13 protein-coding genes are annotated in these 14,580 nt (G+C 62.0%); 9 read left to right on the top strand and 4 right to left on the bottom strand.

The window, feature by feature from the left end; translation table 11 throughout:
• Positions 1-521: 521 nt before the first annotated feature.
• The 5 genes from J4G43_RS43645 to J4G43_RS43625 all read left to right on the top strand — a co-directional run bounded on the left by J4G43_RS43645 (position 522) and on the right by J4G43_RS43625 (position 5,156).
• Complete coding sequence (locus J4G43_RS43645; protein ID WP_208084214.1) at positions 522-1,865, top strand: IS1380-like element ISBdi2 family transposase; 1,344 nt, start codon at positions 522-524, stop codon at positions 1,863-1,865.
• 267 nt (positions 1,866-2,132) lie between these two features.
• Positions 2,133-2,555: an IS66-like element accessory protein TnpA gene (gene tnpA, locus J4G43_RS56235; protein ID WP_018273743.1), complete on the top strand. Its 423-nt coding sequence runs from the start codon at positions 2,133-2,135 to the stop codon at positions 2,553-2,555.
• Entirely contained in the window at positions 2,552-2,908 is a 357-nt protein-coding gene (gene tnpB / locus J4G43_RS43635) for an IS66 family insertion sequence element accessory protein TnpB (RefSeq protein ID WP_018273742.1), read from the top strand. The genes tnpA (J4G43_RS56235) and tnpB (J4G43_RS43635) overlap by 4 nt, the downstream gene beginning before the upstream one ends.
• A 50-nt stretch (positions 2,909-2,958) precedes the next feature.
• Positions 2,959-4,509 carry an IS66 family transposase gene (gene tnpC / locus J4G43_RS43630; RefSeq protein WP_035681142.1) on the top strand — a complete coding sequence of 517 codons (1,551 nt, stop codon included), beginning with the start codon at positions 2,959-2,961 and terminating at the stop codon, positions 4,507-4,509.
• Complete coding sequence (locus J4G43_RS43625; RefSeq protein ID WP_063712394.1) at positions 4,506-5,156, top strand: UPF0149 family protein; 651 nt, start codon at positions 4,506-4,508, stop codon at positions 5,154-5,156. The genes tnpC (J4G43_RS43630) and J4G43_RS43625 overlap by 4 nt, the downstream gene beginning before the upstream one ends.
• A gap of 815 nt (positions 5,157-5,971) precedes the next feature.
• On the opposite strand, the gene J4G43_RS43620 is transcribed toward J4G43_RS43625, so the two are convergent.
• From J4G43_RS43620 to tnpA (J4G43_RS56230), 4 genes are read right to left on the bottom strand one after another with little or no spacing between them, the layout of a single operon-like run.
• Entirely contained in the window at positions 5,972-6,622 is a 651-nt protein-coding gene (locus tag J4G43_RS43620) for a UPF0149 family protein (protein ID WP_063712394.1), read from the bottom strand.
• Entirely contained in the window at positions 6,619-8,169 is a 1,551-nt protein-coding gene (gene tnpC / locus J4G43_RS43615; protein ID WP_035681142.1) for an IS66 family transposase, read from the bottom strand. Before tnpC (J4G43_RS43615) ends, J4G43_RS43620 begins: the two co-directional genes overlap by 4 nt.
• Positions 8,170-8,219: 50 nt before the next feature.
• Positions 8,220-8,576 carry an IS66 family insertion sequence element accessory protein TnpB gene (gene tnpB, locus J4G43_RS43610; RefSeq protein ID WP_018273742.1) on the bottom strand — a complete coding sequence of 119 codons (357 nt, stop codon included), beginning with the start codon at positions 8,574-8,576 and terminating at the stop codon, positions 8,220-8,222.
• Entirely contained in the window at positions 8,573-8,995 is a 423-nt protein-coding gene (gene tnpA / locus J4G43_RS56230) for an IS66-like element accessory protein TnpA (RefSeq protein WP_018273743.1), read from the bottom strand. Before tnpA (J4G43_RS56230) ends, tnpB (J4G43_RS43610) begins: the two co-directional genes overlap by 4 nt.
• 362 nt (positions 8,996-9,357) lie before the next feature.
• On the opposite strand from tnpA (J4G43_RS56230), the gene J4G43_RS43600 reads away from it, so the two are divergent.
• The 4 genes from J4G43_RS43600 to J4G43_RS43585 all read left to right on the top strand — a co-directional run bounded on the left by J4G43_RS43600 (position 9,358) and on the right by J4G43_RS43585 (position 14,313).
• Positions 9,358-9,591, top strand: a complete 234-nt coding sequence (locus J4G43_RS43600) for a hypothetical protein (RefSeq protein ID WP_014497799.1) — start codon at positions 9,358-9,360, stop codon at positions 9,589-9,591.
• A gap of 1,508 nt (positions 9,592-11,099) precedes the next feature.
• Positions 11,100-11,642 carry a reverse transcriptase domain-containing protein gene (locus J4G43_RS43595; protein ID WP_456298912.1) on the top strand — a complete coding sequence of 181 codons (543 nt, stop codon included), beginning with the start codon at positions 11,100-11,102 and terminating at the stop codon, positions 11,640-11,642.
• A gap of 428 nt (positions 11,643-12,070) precedes the next feature.
• Positions 12,071-13,414, top strand: a complete 1,344-nt coding sequence (locus J4G43_RS43590) for an IS1380-like element ISBdi2 family transposase (protein ID WP_208088599.1) — start codon at positions 12,071-12,073, stop codon at positions 13,412-13,414.
• Positions 13,415-13,671: 257 nt separating this feature from the next.
• Positions 13,672-14,313 (top strand): group II intron maturase-specific domain-containing protein, encoded by a 642-nt coding sequence (locus J4G43_RS43585; protein WP_249814707.1) that lies wholly within the window; start codon positions 13,672-13,674, stop codon positions 14,311-14,313.
• The last annotated feature ends 267 nt before the right edge of the window (positions 14,314-14,580 follow it).

The raw sequence follows: 14,580 nt of genomic DNA, 5'->3' as shown, positions 1-14,580 counted from the left end.
CTGTGGCGACGCTACAACCTGACGCTACGTGAGGGTCAAGCCCTCTCCATTCGATGGTGCCCTAGCCCGTCTTATTCGCGAGAGGGCGCCTGAGAGGCTGGCGAGCGTGGTGTAAAGCGCTGATGCGGCGTAGGATTCGGTTGCGAAGCCACCCCATCACCTTCAACCGCGAACGCCACGCCCGCCATGACCGATGATACGATTTCAGACCACTATCGAGAAGCAAGAATTCAACACAAATAAAACCTCTGCCTCGCGCTCGATCTCTTCATGCTTGATAGTCTCGTTTCGGAGGCTGATCACCTACCGCGTCTAATAGGCCGCTCGCGCCGGTTTCTTTGGACGCGGCACGACCGCGACTCCACGTTTCGGCACAGAAATGATCGGGAGTCACTCAATCTTTCTTCAACTTAACCCGTCTTATTCGTAAGAGTGCGCCTGAGGGGTAAAGCGCTGATGCGGCGTAGGATTCGGTTGCGAAGCCAACCCCATCACCTCCAACCGCGAACGCCACGCCCGCCATGACCGACGATACGATTCCGCCCTTCTCGTTTCCAGCCGTTCACGCCAAGAAAGTCACAGCTGCCTTCGATGGTGGACGCCTAACCTCGAATGGGGGCGTGATGCTTCTGGCGATGGCCGAGCGGCGTCTCGGTTTGGCCGACAATCTGGCCCGGGTGTTCCCGGATCGGCGCGATCCGACGCGGGTCGTGCACAGCCTGGTCGATATGTTCCGCGCGCGCATGTTCGCGATCTGCTGCGGCTACGAGGACGCCGACGACCTCGATCATCTGCGGTCCGATCCCGCATTCAAGCTGGCCTGCGGTCGCCTACCGGACACGGGCCGGGATTTGTGTTCCCAACCGACGCTGTCACGCCTGGAGAATGCGCCGCGCCTGCGCGACGTGATCCGGCTGACCTACATTTTGGTCGACGCATGGATGGATAGCTACCCGCGCGAGCCGGCATCCGTCACGCTCGACATCGATGATACCTGCGATGTCGTCCACGGCCATCAGCAGCTCTCGCTGTTCAACGCTCATTATGATGAACGCTGCTTTCTGCCGATCCACGTCTACGACACGGAGAAGAGCCGGCCCGTGGCCGTCGTGCTGCGGCCCGGCAAGACGCCGGGCGGCGTCGAGGTGCGTGCCCATCTGCGCCGCCTGGTACGGCATATCCGCACGCGATGGCACAACACGCAAATTACGTTCCGTGGCGACGGGCACTATGCCCGGCCGGAGGCCATGGCGTGGTGCGAGACCAACGGCATCGACTACATCTTCGGTCTGTCCGGCACCAAGCCTCTCGCCAGAAAAGTCGACGAGGTCGCCGACGACATCCGCACGCGACGCGCCATCGAGAACCTGCCGGTTCTGCGTGGCTATACCGAGACGCGCCACAAGGCAAAGTCCTGGGATCGCGAACGGCGCACTGTCGCCCGTATTGAGGCGACGATGCTCGGCCTCGACATCCGCTTCGTCGTCACCAGCCTCGATGTCGGCTCGGCCGAGTGGATCTACGACAGCCTGTATTGCGCGCGCGGCCAAGCCGAGAATCTGATCAAGCTGCATAAGACACAGCTCGCCTCCGACCGCACCAGCTGCCGTTCGGCGCTCGCCAACCAGGTCCGTCTCGTGCTCCATACGGCCGCTTATTGGCTGATGCTGACCGTGCGCGACGCCATTCCCAAAGCCCGGGAATTGGCCGCTGCCGAGTTCGCGACGCTGCGTCTTCGTCTCTTGAAAATCGCTGCCCGTGTGGTCGAGACCACGAGCCGCATTCGCCTTGCGTTTGCCGCGGCATGTCCCGAAGCCGACCTGATCCGCGGCTTGCCAGGCGCGTTGCTGCCGCTCGGTCCTTGACCGGCGGGGCGTCCGCCCCCCGTTCGCCCAACCTATACCTCAAGCGCGTTGCAAAGTACGGGTCGTCAGGCGGTGAAAAGCCGAAGGCAATCCTGTGCGCCTCGTCAGACAAGATGTGCGGCCGCATCAATCGGGCCAAAAAGCCGCACTCTCACGAATAGGACGGGCTAGATAGGACGATAGCGGTACGACGACCCCACCTCGTTTAGGTGGACGGGATGAGCGAGACTCGCGCGTGGATTTGACAACGCGAGGGACGCTCGTTCCATGCATCAAGACAGACATCAAGACGGGCATGATGCCGCCTCCTATCAGCGGATCGAGGTGATCACAGGGGAGAGGCGACGGCGCAGTTGGAGCGATGCGGAGAAGGCGCGGATCGTGGCCGAGAGTGCCGATCCGGAGACGAGCATTTCCGAGGTGGCTCGACGCAACGGGGTGAACCGGGGACTGCTCAGTGTGTGGCGGCGCCAGGCGCGGCTCGCGTCGAGCGAAGCGCCGCAGTTCGTGCAAGTCAGGCTCGAGGCCGCCGTCGAGGCGCAGCCGAACGCGATCGATAAGGCGCATGTTCTGACGGATCCGGCCGAGCGGATCGAGGTGATGATCGCGGGCGCGACGGTGCGCGTGCCCGTCGGCGTCGACGCCGCGACGCTGGAGCGCGTGCTGGCGGCGGTGAGATCGACGCGATGATCTCTTTCGGTCCAATGGTCCGTGTGTTCGTCGCGACGCAGCCGATTGACTTTCGTAAAGGCGTTCATGGCCTTGTCGCGCTGGTAGCGGAGGGATTAGGCGGCAAGCCCTACAGCGGTGACGTTTATGTCTTCCGATCGAAGCGATCGGATCGTTTGAAGCTACTGGTTTTTGACGGCTCGGGAATGGTTCTAGCGACGAAGTGGCTGGAGAATGGGGGCTTTGCCTGGCCACCTGTTCGCGAGGGTACGATGCCGGTGACGGGGGCGCAACTGGCGATGCTGATTGAAGGTCTTGCGGAGTGGTCGCGTGTGGTCCCGAAGGTGACGAAGCGGCCGACGAAGGTTGCCTGAAGCGTCTTGTTTTGCTGGCGATTGCGAGTGCGTTCGTGTAGCTCTGCGATATGGCGCTTCGCCCCGAAGATCTCCCCTCTGACCCTGCGGCTCTTGCCGAGATGGTGCTGGCTTTCGAAGGCGAGAACGATGATCTGCGCGCAGAGATCGCCACGTTGAAGAGCCTGATCTTCGGCGCACGATCGGAGCGCGCGGCGATCGTCTGCGCCGAACAGATCGCGTTTGATCTGGAACGGACCGCCGGCTCACAGCTCCCGGCCAATGACGACAAACCGGACGCGCCGCGGCCGGAGCGGCGCAAAGCGAAGCGCAACATCGGCGCGCTGCCGGCGCATCTGCCTCGGGTCGAGCGGGTGATCGAGCCGGCGTCCACGCTGTGCCCGTGCTGCACGGGTCAGATGCATCGGATCGGCGAGGAGAGCAGCGAAGCGCTCGATCGGGTTCCCGCGTGGCTGCGTGTGCTCCGCACGATCCGTCCAAAATACGCCTGCCGCTCCTGTGAGGGCCCGATTGTCCAGGCCCCGGCACCGGCGCGGCTCGTCGAGGGCGGCATGGCAACGACGGCGCTGATCGCGCATATCGCCGCGGCCAAATATGCCTGGCAATCGACGCTCTATCGCCAGACGCAGATCCTGGCGGGTCAGGGTGTCGTCGTCGACCGTCAGACGCTGGCGCGCTGGATGGGGAGCGCGGCGTGGCTGGTCAGGGGCCTCTACGATCTGCAACTGAAGACTATGCACGGCTTCGAGCGGCTGTTCTGCGACGAGACGCCGATGCCAGTGCTCGATCCGGGACGCGGCCGCACGAGGATCTGCCAGTTCTGGGCGCACGCGACGGACGATCGGGCGTGGAAGGGGCCGGCGCCGCCGGCGGTCGCCTACGTGTTCGCAGGTGGTCGCGGCAAAAAGGAGATCGTGGCGCAGTTAGCCGGCTTCGAAGGCGTGCTGCAAGTCGACGGCTATGCCGCCTACGCCTCGCTGGCGGGCGATGCGATGATGTCGGGCCAGATCCAGCTGGCGTATTGTCTCGTTCACGCGCGCCGCAACTTCGTGAGGGTGCACAAGACGACGAACTCACCCTTCGCCGCGGAGGTCATCGAGCGCATTGCGGCCGTCTACGCGATCGAGGAGAGGATCCGCGGTCTCGATGCTGGGGAACGCCGCGCGACGCGACAGGCCGAGACGAAGCCGCTGATGGAGGCGTTGAGGGCCCGTCTGATCGCGGTGAAGGACGGGATCTCCCGCCGCTCGACGCTCATCAAGGCGATCGACTACATGCTCGAACGCTGGCAGGGCCTGACGACGTTCCTGGATGACGGGCGGCTCGAGCCGGACACCAACACGGTCGAACGATCGATCAGGCCAATTGCGATCGGAAAAAAGAACTCGTTGTTCAGTGGTGACGAAGGCGGGGGCGAGACCTGGGCGATACTCGCTTCGCTTCTTAACACAGCGAAATTGAATGGCCTCGACCCCGAGGCGTATCTCGTCGACGTTCTCGATCGCATGGTGAGCGGCGCCACGAAGACCAACCAGCTTCACGAACTTCTGGCCTGGAACTGGAAGGCCGCACGCGAAGCCGAAAAGCGGGCCGTGGCATGACGAAGCCGAAGCAAGGGCGGGGAACGCGAAAAGCACGCAAGACGACGATGGCGGACTATGCCATGTCGTTCGAACGGCTCGGGCAATGGATCAGCAAGCGCGCCAGGTCGCCGACGCTTCGGCATCCGCGGGCGACGTCGCTCTCCATGCTCGATGGCGCGGTGGCCGCGGTCGTCGCCGGGCCGGTCTCGATGGCGTCCGAGGAATGGGTGTGCCCGCTCCTCGGCGTAGATCCCGACGCCTTCAATCACGACACCGAGGAGTTCTCGGCAATCGCCGCCACGCTGATGCGCCACAACGCTATCAGCGAGACGCTGTCGACGAGACCGGAGAGCTTCGAGCCGCTGTTCGTGCGATCACCGGACGGCGAAGTCGACCCGCAGCCCTGGTGCATGGGCTTCTACGCCGTCATGAAGCTTCGGCTTCTCGTCTGGTCGCGGCTTCTCCCCCCGAATGGAACCGAACACCTTATGCTGCGGCCGATCTTGGTCCATTGCATCGACGACGCCGGTCGACCCTTGCTACCCCCGGCCCGGCGCACGCTGGGAACGCAGCCCATCATCCAAAACGCCTGGCGCAACATTCCAGCAACCGTCGAGGCCCTCCGGCAGTTCTGGATGCCTATACGCTTCAAGCGCGGTGCGTAGGCCGTCCGCACCAAGTCCGTGGCTCCGTGGGCCTCTCGTACCGTTTACACACCATCCGGTGCAGGCCTACCCCCGATTCATCGAATGCCATTCCCGGCGGATGACGGGCTCCGTACAATGAGAACCGCAAAGTAGAATAACGAGCTTGCCGACAGCCAGCTAAGCAGATCCGCAGCTTTCCGGTTGGCAGATGATGCGCTCCGCACACAGCAAGAACAAAACGTCACCCCACCCGAATTGAAGGAATGTTATGATTCAGAAACAACGAACTAAGTTGGCTTCGGACCTCGGACTTCGCTACGGCGCCATCGCTCTTGGCCTGGCAATGACAACGGTCATGCTCGCGCCAGCCAACGCGCTTGATCAAGCGCCGACCGCAGAGGAGAAAGAGGCCTGTATGGAAGACGTGTTACGCCTTTGTAGTAGTCACATACCAGATCGCTTTGCTATCACTGTCTGCCTCAGATCCAAGCAAGATCGCCTCAGTCAGCAATGCCGATACGTGATCTCCGGGCGGGACATCGGCAATCAGAGCAGCAGATCGAAGTGAAGGTGCTACGACTTGTCCGCCCGGCTCCTTACCAGAAGTCGTCCCAGCTCACGTGCAGCACATCGCACGAAGGTTAACCGGCGGCCCCCGCCACGGCGGCGCCGGAAGCCAAAAGCCTTGTGACCCTCCTAATATCGCCGGCAAGCAGGCTCGAGACGACGCTATTGTTCTGGTATCAAGCGACTGCAGTCCTCTGACCAGCCGCCGGCGTCCTATCGTAAACGGTACGAGAGGCCCACGGAGCCACGGACTTGGTGCGGACGGCCTACGCACCGCGCTTGAAGCGTATAGGCATCCAGAACTGCCGGAGGGCCTCGACGGTTGCTGGAATGTTGCGCCAGGCGTTTTGGATGATGGGCTGCGTTCCCAGCGTGCGCCGGGCCGGGGGTAGCAAGGGTCGACCGGCGTCGTCGATGCAATGGACCAAGATCGGCCGCAGCATAAGGTGTTCGGTTCCATTCGGGGGGAGAAGCCGCGACCAGACGAGAAGCCGAAGCTTCATGACGGCGTAGAAGCCCATGCACCAGGGCTGCGGGTCGACTTCGCCGTCCGGTGATCGCACGAACAGCGGCTCGAAGCTCTCCGGTCTCGTCGACAGCGTCTCGCTGATAGCGTTGTGGCGCATCAGCGTGGCGGCGATTGCCGAGAACTCCTCGGTGTCGTGATTGAAGGCGTCGGGATCTACGCCGAGGAGCGGGCACACCCATTCCTCGGACGCCATCGAGACCGGCCCGGCGACGACCGCGGCCACCGCGCCATCGAGCATGGAGAGCGACGTCGCCCGCGGATGCCGAAGCGTCGGCGACCTGGCGCGCTTGCTGATCCATTGCCCGAGCCGTTCGAACGACATGGCATAGTCCGCCATCGTCGTCTTGCGTGCTTTTCGCGTTCCCCGCCCTTGCTTCGGCTTCGTCATGCCACGGCCCGCTTTTCGGCTTCGCGTGCGGCCTTCCAGTTCCAGGCCAGAAGTTCGTGAAGCTGGTTGGTCTTCGTGGCGCCGCTCACCATGCGATCGAGAACGTCGACGAGATACGCCTCGGGGTCGAGGCCATTCAATTTCGCTGTGTTAAGAAGCGAAGCGAGTATCGCCCAGGTCTCGCCCCCGCCTTCGTCACCACTGAACAACGAGTTCTTTTTTCCGATCGCAATTGGCCTGATCGATCGTTCGACCGTGTTGGTGTCCGGCTCGAGCCGCCCGTCATCCAGGAACGTCGTCAGGCCCTGCCAGCGTTCGAGCATGTAGTCGATCGCCTTGATGAGCGTCGAGCGGCGGGAGATCCCGTCCTTCACCGCGATCAGACGGGCCCTCAACGCCTCCATCAGCGGCTTCGTCTCGGCCTGTCGCGTCGCGCGGCGTTCCCCAGCATCGAGACCGCGGATCCTCTCCTCGATCGCGTAGACGGCCGCAATGCGCTCGATGACCTCCGCGGCGAAGGGTGAGTTCGTCGTCTTGTGCACCCTCACGAAGTTGCGGCGCGCGTGAACGAGACAATACGCCAGCTGGATCTGGCCCGACATCATCGCATCGCCCGCCAGCGAGGCGTAGGCGGCATAGCCGTCGACTTGCAGCACGCCTTCGAAGCCGGCTAACTGCGCCACGATCTCCTTTTTGCCGCGACCACCTGCGAACACGTAGGCGACCGCCGGCGGCGCCGGCCCCTTCCACGCCCGATCGTCCGTCGCGTGCGCCCAGAACTGGCAGATCCTCGTGCGGCCGCGTCCCGGATCGAGCACTGGCATCGGCGTCTCGTCGCAGAACAGCCGCTCGAAGCCGTGCATAGTCTTCAGTTGCAGATCGTAGAGGCCCCTGACCAGCCACGCCGCGCTCCCCATCCAGCGCGCCAGCGTCTGACGGTCGACGACGACACCCTGACCCGCCAGGATCTGCGTCTGGCGATAGAGCGTCGATTGCCAGGCATATTTGGCCGCGGCGATATGCGCGATCAGCGCCGTCGTTGCCATGCCGCCCTCGACGAGCCGCGCCGGTGCCGGGGCCTGGACAATCGGGCCCTCACAGGAGCGGCAGGCGTATTTTGGACGGATCGTGCGGAGCACACGCAGCCACGCGGGAACCCGATCGAGCGCTTCGCTGCTCTCCTCGCCGATCCGATGCATCTGACCCGTGCAGCACGGGCACAGCGTGGACGCCGGCTCGATCACCCGCTCGACCCGAGGCAGATGCGCCGGCAGCGCGCCGATGTTGCGCTTCGCTTTGCGCCGCTCCGGCCGCGGCGCGTCCGGTTTGTCGTCATTGGCCGGGAGCTGTGAGCCGGCGGTCCGTTCCAGATCAAACGCGATCTGTTCGGCGCAGACGATCGCCGCGCGCTCCGATCGTGCGCCGAAGATCAGGCTCTTCAACGTGGCGATCTCTGCGCGCAGATCATCGTTCTCGCCTTCGAAAGCCAGCACCATCTCGGCAAGAGCCGCAGGGTCAGAGGGGAGATCTTCGGGGCGAAGCGCCATATCGCAGAGCTACACGAACGCACTCGCAATCGCCAGCAAAACAAGACGCTTCAGGCAACCTTCGTCGGCCGCTTCGTCACCTTCGGGACCACACGCGACCACTCCGCAAGACCTTCAATCAGCATCGCCAGTTGCGCCCCCGTCACCGGCATCGTACCCTCGCGAACAGGTGGCCAGGCAAAGCCCCCATTCTCCAGCCACTTCGTCGCTAGAACCATTCCCGAGCCGTCAAAAACCAGTAGCTTCAAACGATCCGATCGCTTCGATCGGAAGACATAAACGTCACCGCTGTAGGGCTTGCCGCCTAATCCCTCCGCTACCAGCGCGACAAGGCCATGAACGCCTTTACGAAAGTCAATCGGCTGCGTCGCGACGAACACACGGACCATTGGACCGAAAGAGATCATCGCGTCGATCTCACCGCCGCCAGCACGCGCTCCAGCGTCGCGGCGTCGACGCCGACGGGCACGCGCACCGTCGCGCCCGCGATCATCACCTCGATCCGCTCGGCCGGATCCGTCAGAACATGCGCCTTATCGATCGCGTTCGGCTGCGCCTCGACGGCGGCCTCGAGCCTGACTTGCACGAACTGCGGCGCTTCGCTCGACGCGAGCCGCGCCTGGCGCCGCCACACACTGAGCAGTCCCCGGTTCACCCCGTTGCGTCGAGCCACCTCGGAAATGCTCGTCTCCGGATCGGCACTCTCGGCCACGATCCGCGCCTTCTCCGCATCGCTCCAACTGCGCCGTCGCCTCTCCCCTGTGATCACCTCGATCCGCTGATAGGAGGCGGCATCATGCCCGTCTTGATGTCTGTCTTGATGCATGGAACGAGCGTCCCTCGCGTTGTCAAATCCACGCGCGAGTCTCGCTCATCCCGTCCACCTAAACGAGGTGGGGTCGTCGTACCGCTATCGATGGTGTTAGGCTCTCTATTTGGTCGTCCTGGGCTAGCGTACATATTTGAAGCATTCGCAAATGTCGTGATGTCAGGAATCCCCTGGCTCTCAGTGGTGATCCCCACTTGTCCCAACTCGTACAATCTAACGATGCATGCGATTCAAAGTCTCTTCATAAGACCGATGGTCTAAAGCTGTCGGGGGCTGTGGACTAGGGATCGACCGCTTCGGCAGCCGAGCCACGAGCGTCGCTCCTACGTGATGATACGGAGCGTAGGTGTCGCAATTGTTTGATCTACGAATTGCATGCTCTCGGCATGAATCCGAAAAGCAAACTCTACCAACCCGATCACTGGCGAGGCCGCGCGCAAGCAACGCGAAAGAAGGCGGCAGCGCTCGTTGACGGGAAAGCAAAAGACAGGTTGCTTAAGATTGCATTCGAATACGACAAGTTAGCGCAGCGCGCCCTCGTGTGGCGGATGCGCAAAAATGAGGACGATACGTGGCCTGAGCAAGAGCTGTAAGCGCTGCTACGGCCAATCAAGGCTTCAGCCTTTTGAACTATACCCAACCCAAGGGCGAGGCTGATATCGCTCAACAAGCAAGTCAATCCCGCCTGCTCCGAGCGTTGCGGGAGCGAGGAGCGAGGCGGCCGGGCCGTCCTATGCCATAGGACGTGAGGGCGGAGCCGGCCGCTTGCCCAACGTTCCTTCAGGTCTCTTTGCTTCGTCAGCTTCTCGAAAGCTAGCTTTCACATAACGGTAATGCGGAGTACCAGTTCTCACTTGCAGTCAATCCGTTGCGCCTAACGAGGAAGCCCGGATGCCACCTGCGCGGTACGTCGAGCTGCTACTGGTCATTTTTGGCACTTAGCCGCGGCCGCAACGGCATATCAGTGTCTTTCATTTCAGACATCTGGGTTATGCGTCGGAATTCCTATTGCGGTCGCCGGAACAGCGCACTCTAAATCCAGGTCGCAGCGCGAATTGCGCGCCGGCATCAGGTTATTCGCAGCCGTGGCGGCTGCAGCATGCGATAGGCCCTAGAAGCCTCGCGCGGTCGCCATGCACGGGAGGCTGTCAGAAGAAGGCTGTGATGACCAAGTAGATTCCAGCCCAAAGCACCGCATTTATGAGAAGTGCGACGAGGAGCTCCCAGTTCCACCTTCTCTGCGGTTGCAAGGAGGGACGATCGGCGCCGAAATGCTTGATCATTGGGGGCTTTGTTGCGCGCGAATGTACGTCTCATTGCGCTGAGCGCCGGCCAACAGAAATATGCCAAGCTTTGCATGCCTCCTATCACTCATAAGCTAGCAGTCCTCTCTTCATAGGGCGGTAGGAGAAACGATGTTCGTTGCGTCGCGACCACTCGGCCGATTGATTGCTCGTGTATCTTCGGAACGGCAAGGTCGCGTTCGGCCCACGCAGCAAGCTACATGCCAGAAGGTAGAACTGTCGGCAGCGCCTTTCATTTGATGGGTTGGTCAAACGGAGCCGCTGCGCGACGTCGGAGTCGCGACATTCCTGTCGGAAACAAAACCCGCATTACCGTGTGCAACGAACACCGGCGGCGACGCCGGTGATGCTGTGTTGAAGATGGGAGTTTGGCCTCCCGGAGCCGGCCTTCAGGGGCAGGCTTCAAACCACCTCATGCTGCCGCGTTCAAAAGGCGCGGTGGTGAGCGATGAGGAAAAAGGCGGTGAATGAAACCGTCAGGTAAGTGACAAGAAGATGAGTGCAAGCGAACCGCCGATGACGTATCGAAATGGGTTCAAGATGCTGTCAAGACGGGCGTGGGGTAGTAGCGCTCGGAGGAGTGTGGGCGGAGCCTGTTTACGGCCCACGCGGCAGCCGGTGCATAGGCGGCATGATCTCGTCACAGGCTTCAACACGGAACGTCGGAACCTGACGCAATGCGTCAGGGGCGGAGCAACCCGTAATAGTGAGGAAGCGGCTGTAATGGCCGTGGAGCAAAGGGGTTGCGTTATCCTGCCGGCGTCACTGCGCCAACCGGGAAGACCGGGAGGAGCACGGTGAACTCCGGCAAACCGTTGCCCATCACCAAGCGGATGGTGTGGGAAGCCTATAAGCTTGTGAAGAAGGGAAAGGCGGCGGGCGTCGATGGCCAGAGTCTCGAAGACTTTGCCGGCGATCTTGAGAACCACCTCTACCGGCTGTGGAATCGGTTGGTGTCAGGAAGTTACTTCCCGCCACCAGTGCGGCGGGTCGAGATTCCTAAGGCCGGCGGTGGGATTCGTCCTCTTGGCATACCGACGGTCGCGGACCGTATCGCCCAGATGGTGGTCAAACGGTGTCTGGAGCCGGTGTTGGATGGAGAATTTGATCCGGACTCCTACGGCTACAGGCCCGGAAAATCGGCCCATCAGGCCATAGAGCAGGCGCGTAAGCGGTGCTGGCAGCACGACTGGGTCGTAGATCTCGACATCAAGAGCTTTTTCGACACGATCGATCATGAACTCTTGATGCGCGCGGTCTATCGACACACGAAAGCTGACTGGATCCGGCTCTACATTGAGCGGTGGCTTAACCCGTCTTATTCGCGAGAGGGCGCCTGAGAGGCTGGCGAGCGTGGTGTAAAGCGCTGATGCGGCGTAGGATTCGGTTGCGAAGCCACCCCATCACCTTCAACCGCGAACGCCACGCCCGCCATGACCGATGATACGATTTCAGACCACTATCGAGAAGCAAGAATTCAACACAAATAAAACCTCTGCCTCGCGCTCGATCTCTTCATGCTTGATAGTCTCGTTTCGGAGGCTGATCACCTACCGCGTCTAATAGGCCGCTCGCGCCGGTTTCTTTGGACGCGGCACGACCGCGACTCCACGTTTCGGCACAGAAATGATCGGGAGTCACTCAATCTTTCTTCAACTTAACCCGTCTTATTCGTAAGAGTGCGCCTGAGGGGTAAAGCGCTGATGCGGCGTAGGATTCGGTTGCGAAGCCAACCCCATCACCTCCAACCGCGAACGCCACGCCCGCCATGACCGACGATACGATTCCGCCCTTCTCGTTTCCAGCCATTCACGCCAAGAAAGTCACAGCTGCCTTCGATGGTGGACGCCTAACCTCGAATGGGGGCGTGATGCTTCTGGCGATGGCCGAGCGGCGTCTCGGTTTGGCCAACAATCTGGCCCGGGTGTTCCCGGATCGGCGCGATCCGACGCGGGTCGTGCACAGCCTGGTCGATATGCTCCGCGCTCGCATGTTCGCGATCTGCTGCGGCTACGAGGACGCCGACGACCTCGATCATCTGAGGTCCGATCCGGCATTCAAACTGGCCTGCGGACGGCTGCCGGACACGGGCCGGGATTTGTGTTCCCAGCCGACGCTGTCGCGGCTGGAGAATGCGCCGCGCCTGCGCGACGTGATCCGGCTGACCTACATTTTGGTCGACGCATGGATGGATAGCTACCCGCGCGAGCCGGCATCCGTCACGCTCGACATCGATGATACCTGCGACGTCGTCCACGGCCATCAGCAGCTCTCGCTGTTCAACGCTCATTATGACGAACGCTGCTTCCTGCCGATCCACGTCTACGACACGGAGAAGAGCCGGCCCGTGGCCGTCGTGCTGCGGCCCGGCAAGACGCCGGGCGGCGTCGAGGTGCGTGCCCATCTGCGCCGCCTGGTACGGCATATCCGGACGCGATGGCACAACACGCAAATTACGTTCCGTGGCGACGGGCACTATGCCCGGCCGGAGGCAATGGCGTGGTGCGAGACCAACGGCATCGACTACATCTTCGGTCTGTCCGGCACCAAGCCTCTCGCCAGAAAAGTCGACGAGGTCGCCGACGACATCCGCACGCGACGCGCCATCGAGAACCTGCCGGTTCTGCGTGGCTATACCGAGACGCGCCACAAGGCAAAGTCCTGGGATCGCGAACGGCGCACTGTCGCCCGTATTGAGGCGACGATGCTCGGCCTCGACATCCGCTTCGTCGTCACCAGCCTCGATGTCGGCTCGGCCGAGTGGATCTACGACAGCCTGTATTGCGCGCGCGGCCAAGCCGAGAATCTGATCAAGCTGCATAAGACGCAGCTCGCCTCCGATCGCACCAGCTGCCGTTCGGCGCTCGCCAACCAGGTCCGTCTCGTGCTCCATACGGCCGCTTATTGGCTGATGCTGACCGTGCGCGACGCCATTCCCAAAGCCCGGGAATTGGCCGCTGCCGAGTTCGCGACGCTGCGTCTTCGGCTCTTGAAAATCGCCGCCCGTGTCGTCGAGACCACGAGCCGCATTCGCCTTGCGTTTGCCGCGGCATGTCCCGAAGCCGACCTGATCTGCGGCTTGCCCGGCGCGCTGCTGCCGCTCGGTCCTTGACCGGCGGGGCGTCCGCCCCCGTTCGCCCAACCCATCCCTCAAGCGCGTTGCAAAGTACCGGTCGTCAGGCGGCGAAAAGCCGAAGGCAATCCTGTGCGCCTCGTCAGACAAGATGTGCGGCCGCATCAATCGGGCCCAAAAGCCGCACTCTCACGAATAGGACGGGTTAAGGCTCCGGTCGAGATGCCCGATGGATCGGTTCGGGCGAGGACGACAGGCACACCCAAGGGGGTGTGGTCAGTCCAATCCTGGCAAACTTGTTCCTGCACTACGTGTTCGATGTTTGGATGAAGGGGTCTTATCCCCACATTCCGTTCGAACGCTACGCCGACGACATCATCTGCCATTGCCGCACGCGGCAGGAAGCGGAGGAACTTAAATCGGCGCTGGAACGACGGTTTGCTGACTGCCATTTATTGCTGCATCCGGAGAAGACTAAAGTGGTCTACTGCGCTGACAGCAATCGACGGCGGTCCTACCCGCAGATCCATTTTGACTTCCTGGGCTTTAGCTTCCGCCCCCGTATGGCGAAGAGCCGGTGGGGCAGGATCTTCACCTGCTTCCTTCCGGGCGTGAGTCCGAACTCTCTCAAGGAGATGAGGGCTCGCATTCGAGGATGGCGCTTGCCTCAGCACTCGCCGCTTCCGCTTGAAGACATCGCGCGTAGTCTCAGCCCCGTCCTTCGGGGCTGGGATCAATACTACGGGCGATTCTACCCGACGGAACTGCGTAGGCTCTATGAGTACTTCGATGAGCGCCTCGGCGCGTGGCTTCGGTGCAAGTACAAGCAACTGAAGGGCCATCGGGGACGGTCGTTGCGGAAACTCAACGAGATGGCGAAGCAAAATCCAAAGCTCTTTGTCCATTGGCAAAAGCTTGGACGGGCTACGGTTGGATAACAGGAGCCGGATGATGCGAGAGTATCACGTCCGGATCTGTGAGCGGCCGAGGGTGAAACTCCCTCGGCCTACTCGACAGCAAAAGGTGAGCGCCTCGCGAGCGTCATGCCGTATGACCTTGCCCCGTGGACTTAATCCAGATTGAAGTTCGCTCTGGCCGATATGAGGACCAGAGCATGAAGCGCAGCCGCTTTACGGAAGAGATGGGGTATTCGGTCCCGATCGCCTGACCTATTTGCCGCGCGGCACGTTTTGGCTGATGATCAC

It is taken from the genome of Bradyrhizobium barranii subsp. barranii (assembly GCF_017565645.3).
Lineage (GTDB): Bacteria > Pseudomonadota > Alphaproteobacteria > Rhizobiales > Xanthobacteraceae > Bradyrhizobium > Bradyrhizobium barranii.
This window is presented reverse-complemented; position numbering and strand designations above follow the sequence as displayed.

Coding starts and splice junctions, on each gene's coding strand:
- J4G43_RS43625 (WP_063712394.1), top strand. CDS start 4,506: ATGACGAAGCCGAAGCAAGGGCGGGGAACGCGAAAAGCACGCAAGACG.
- tnpB (WP_018273742.1), top strand. CDS start 2,552: ATGATCTCTTTCGGTCCAATGGTCCGTGTGTTCGTCGCGACGCAGCCG.
- J4G43_RS43590 (WP_208088599.1), top strand. CDS start 12,071: ATGACCGACGATACGATTCCGCCCTTCTCGTTTCCAGCCATTCACGCC.
- tnpA (WP_018273743.1), bottom strand. CDS start 8,995: ATGCATCAAGACAGACATCAAGACGGGCATGATGCCGCCTCCTATCAG.
- tnpC (WP_035681142.1), top strand. CDS start 2,959: ATGGCGCTTCGCCCCGAAGATCTCCCCTCTGACCCTGCGGCTCTTGCC.
- J4G43_RS43645 (WP_208084214.1), top strand. CDS start 522: ATGACCGACGATACGATTCCGCCCTTCTCGTTTCCAGCCGTTCACGCC.
- tnpA (WP_018273743.1), top strand. CDS start 2,133: ATGCATCAAGACAGACATCAAGACGGGCATGATGCCGCCTCCTATCAG.
- tnpC (WP_035681142.1), bottom strand. CDS start 8,169: ATGGCGCTTCGCCCCGAAGATCTCCCCTCTGACCCTGCGGCTCTTGCC.
- J4G43_RS43620 (WP_063712394.1), bottom strand. CDS start 6,622: ATGACGAAGCCGAAGCAAGGGCGGGGAACGCGAAAAGCACGCAAGACG.
- tnpB (WP_018273742.1), bottom strand. CDS start 8,576: ATGATCTCTTTCGGTCCAATGGTCCGTGTGTTCGTCGCGACGCAGCCG.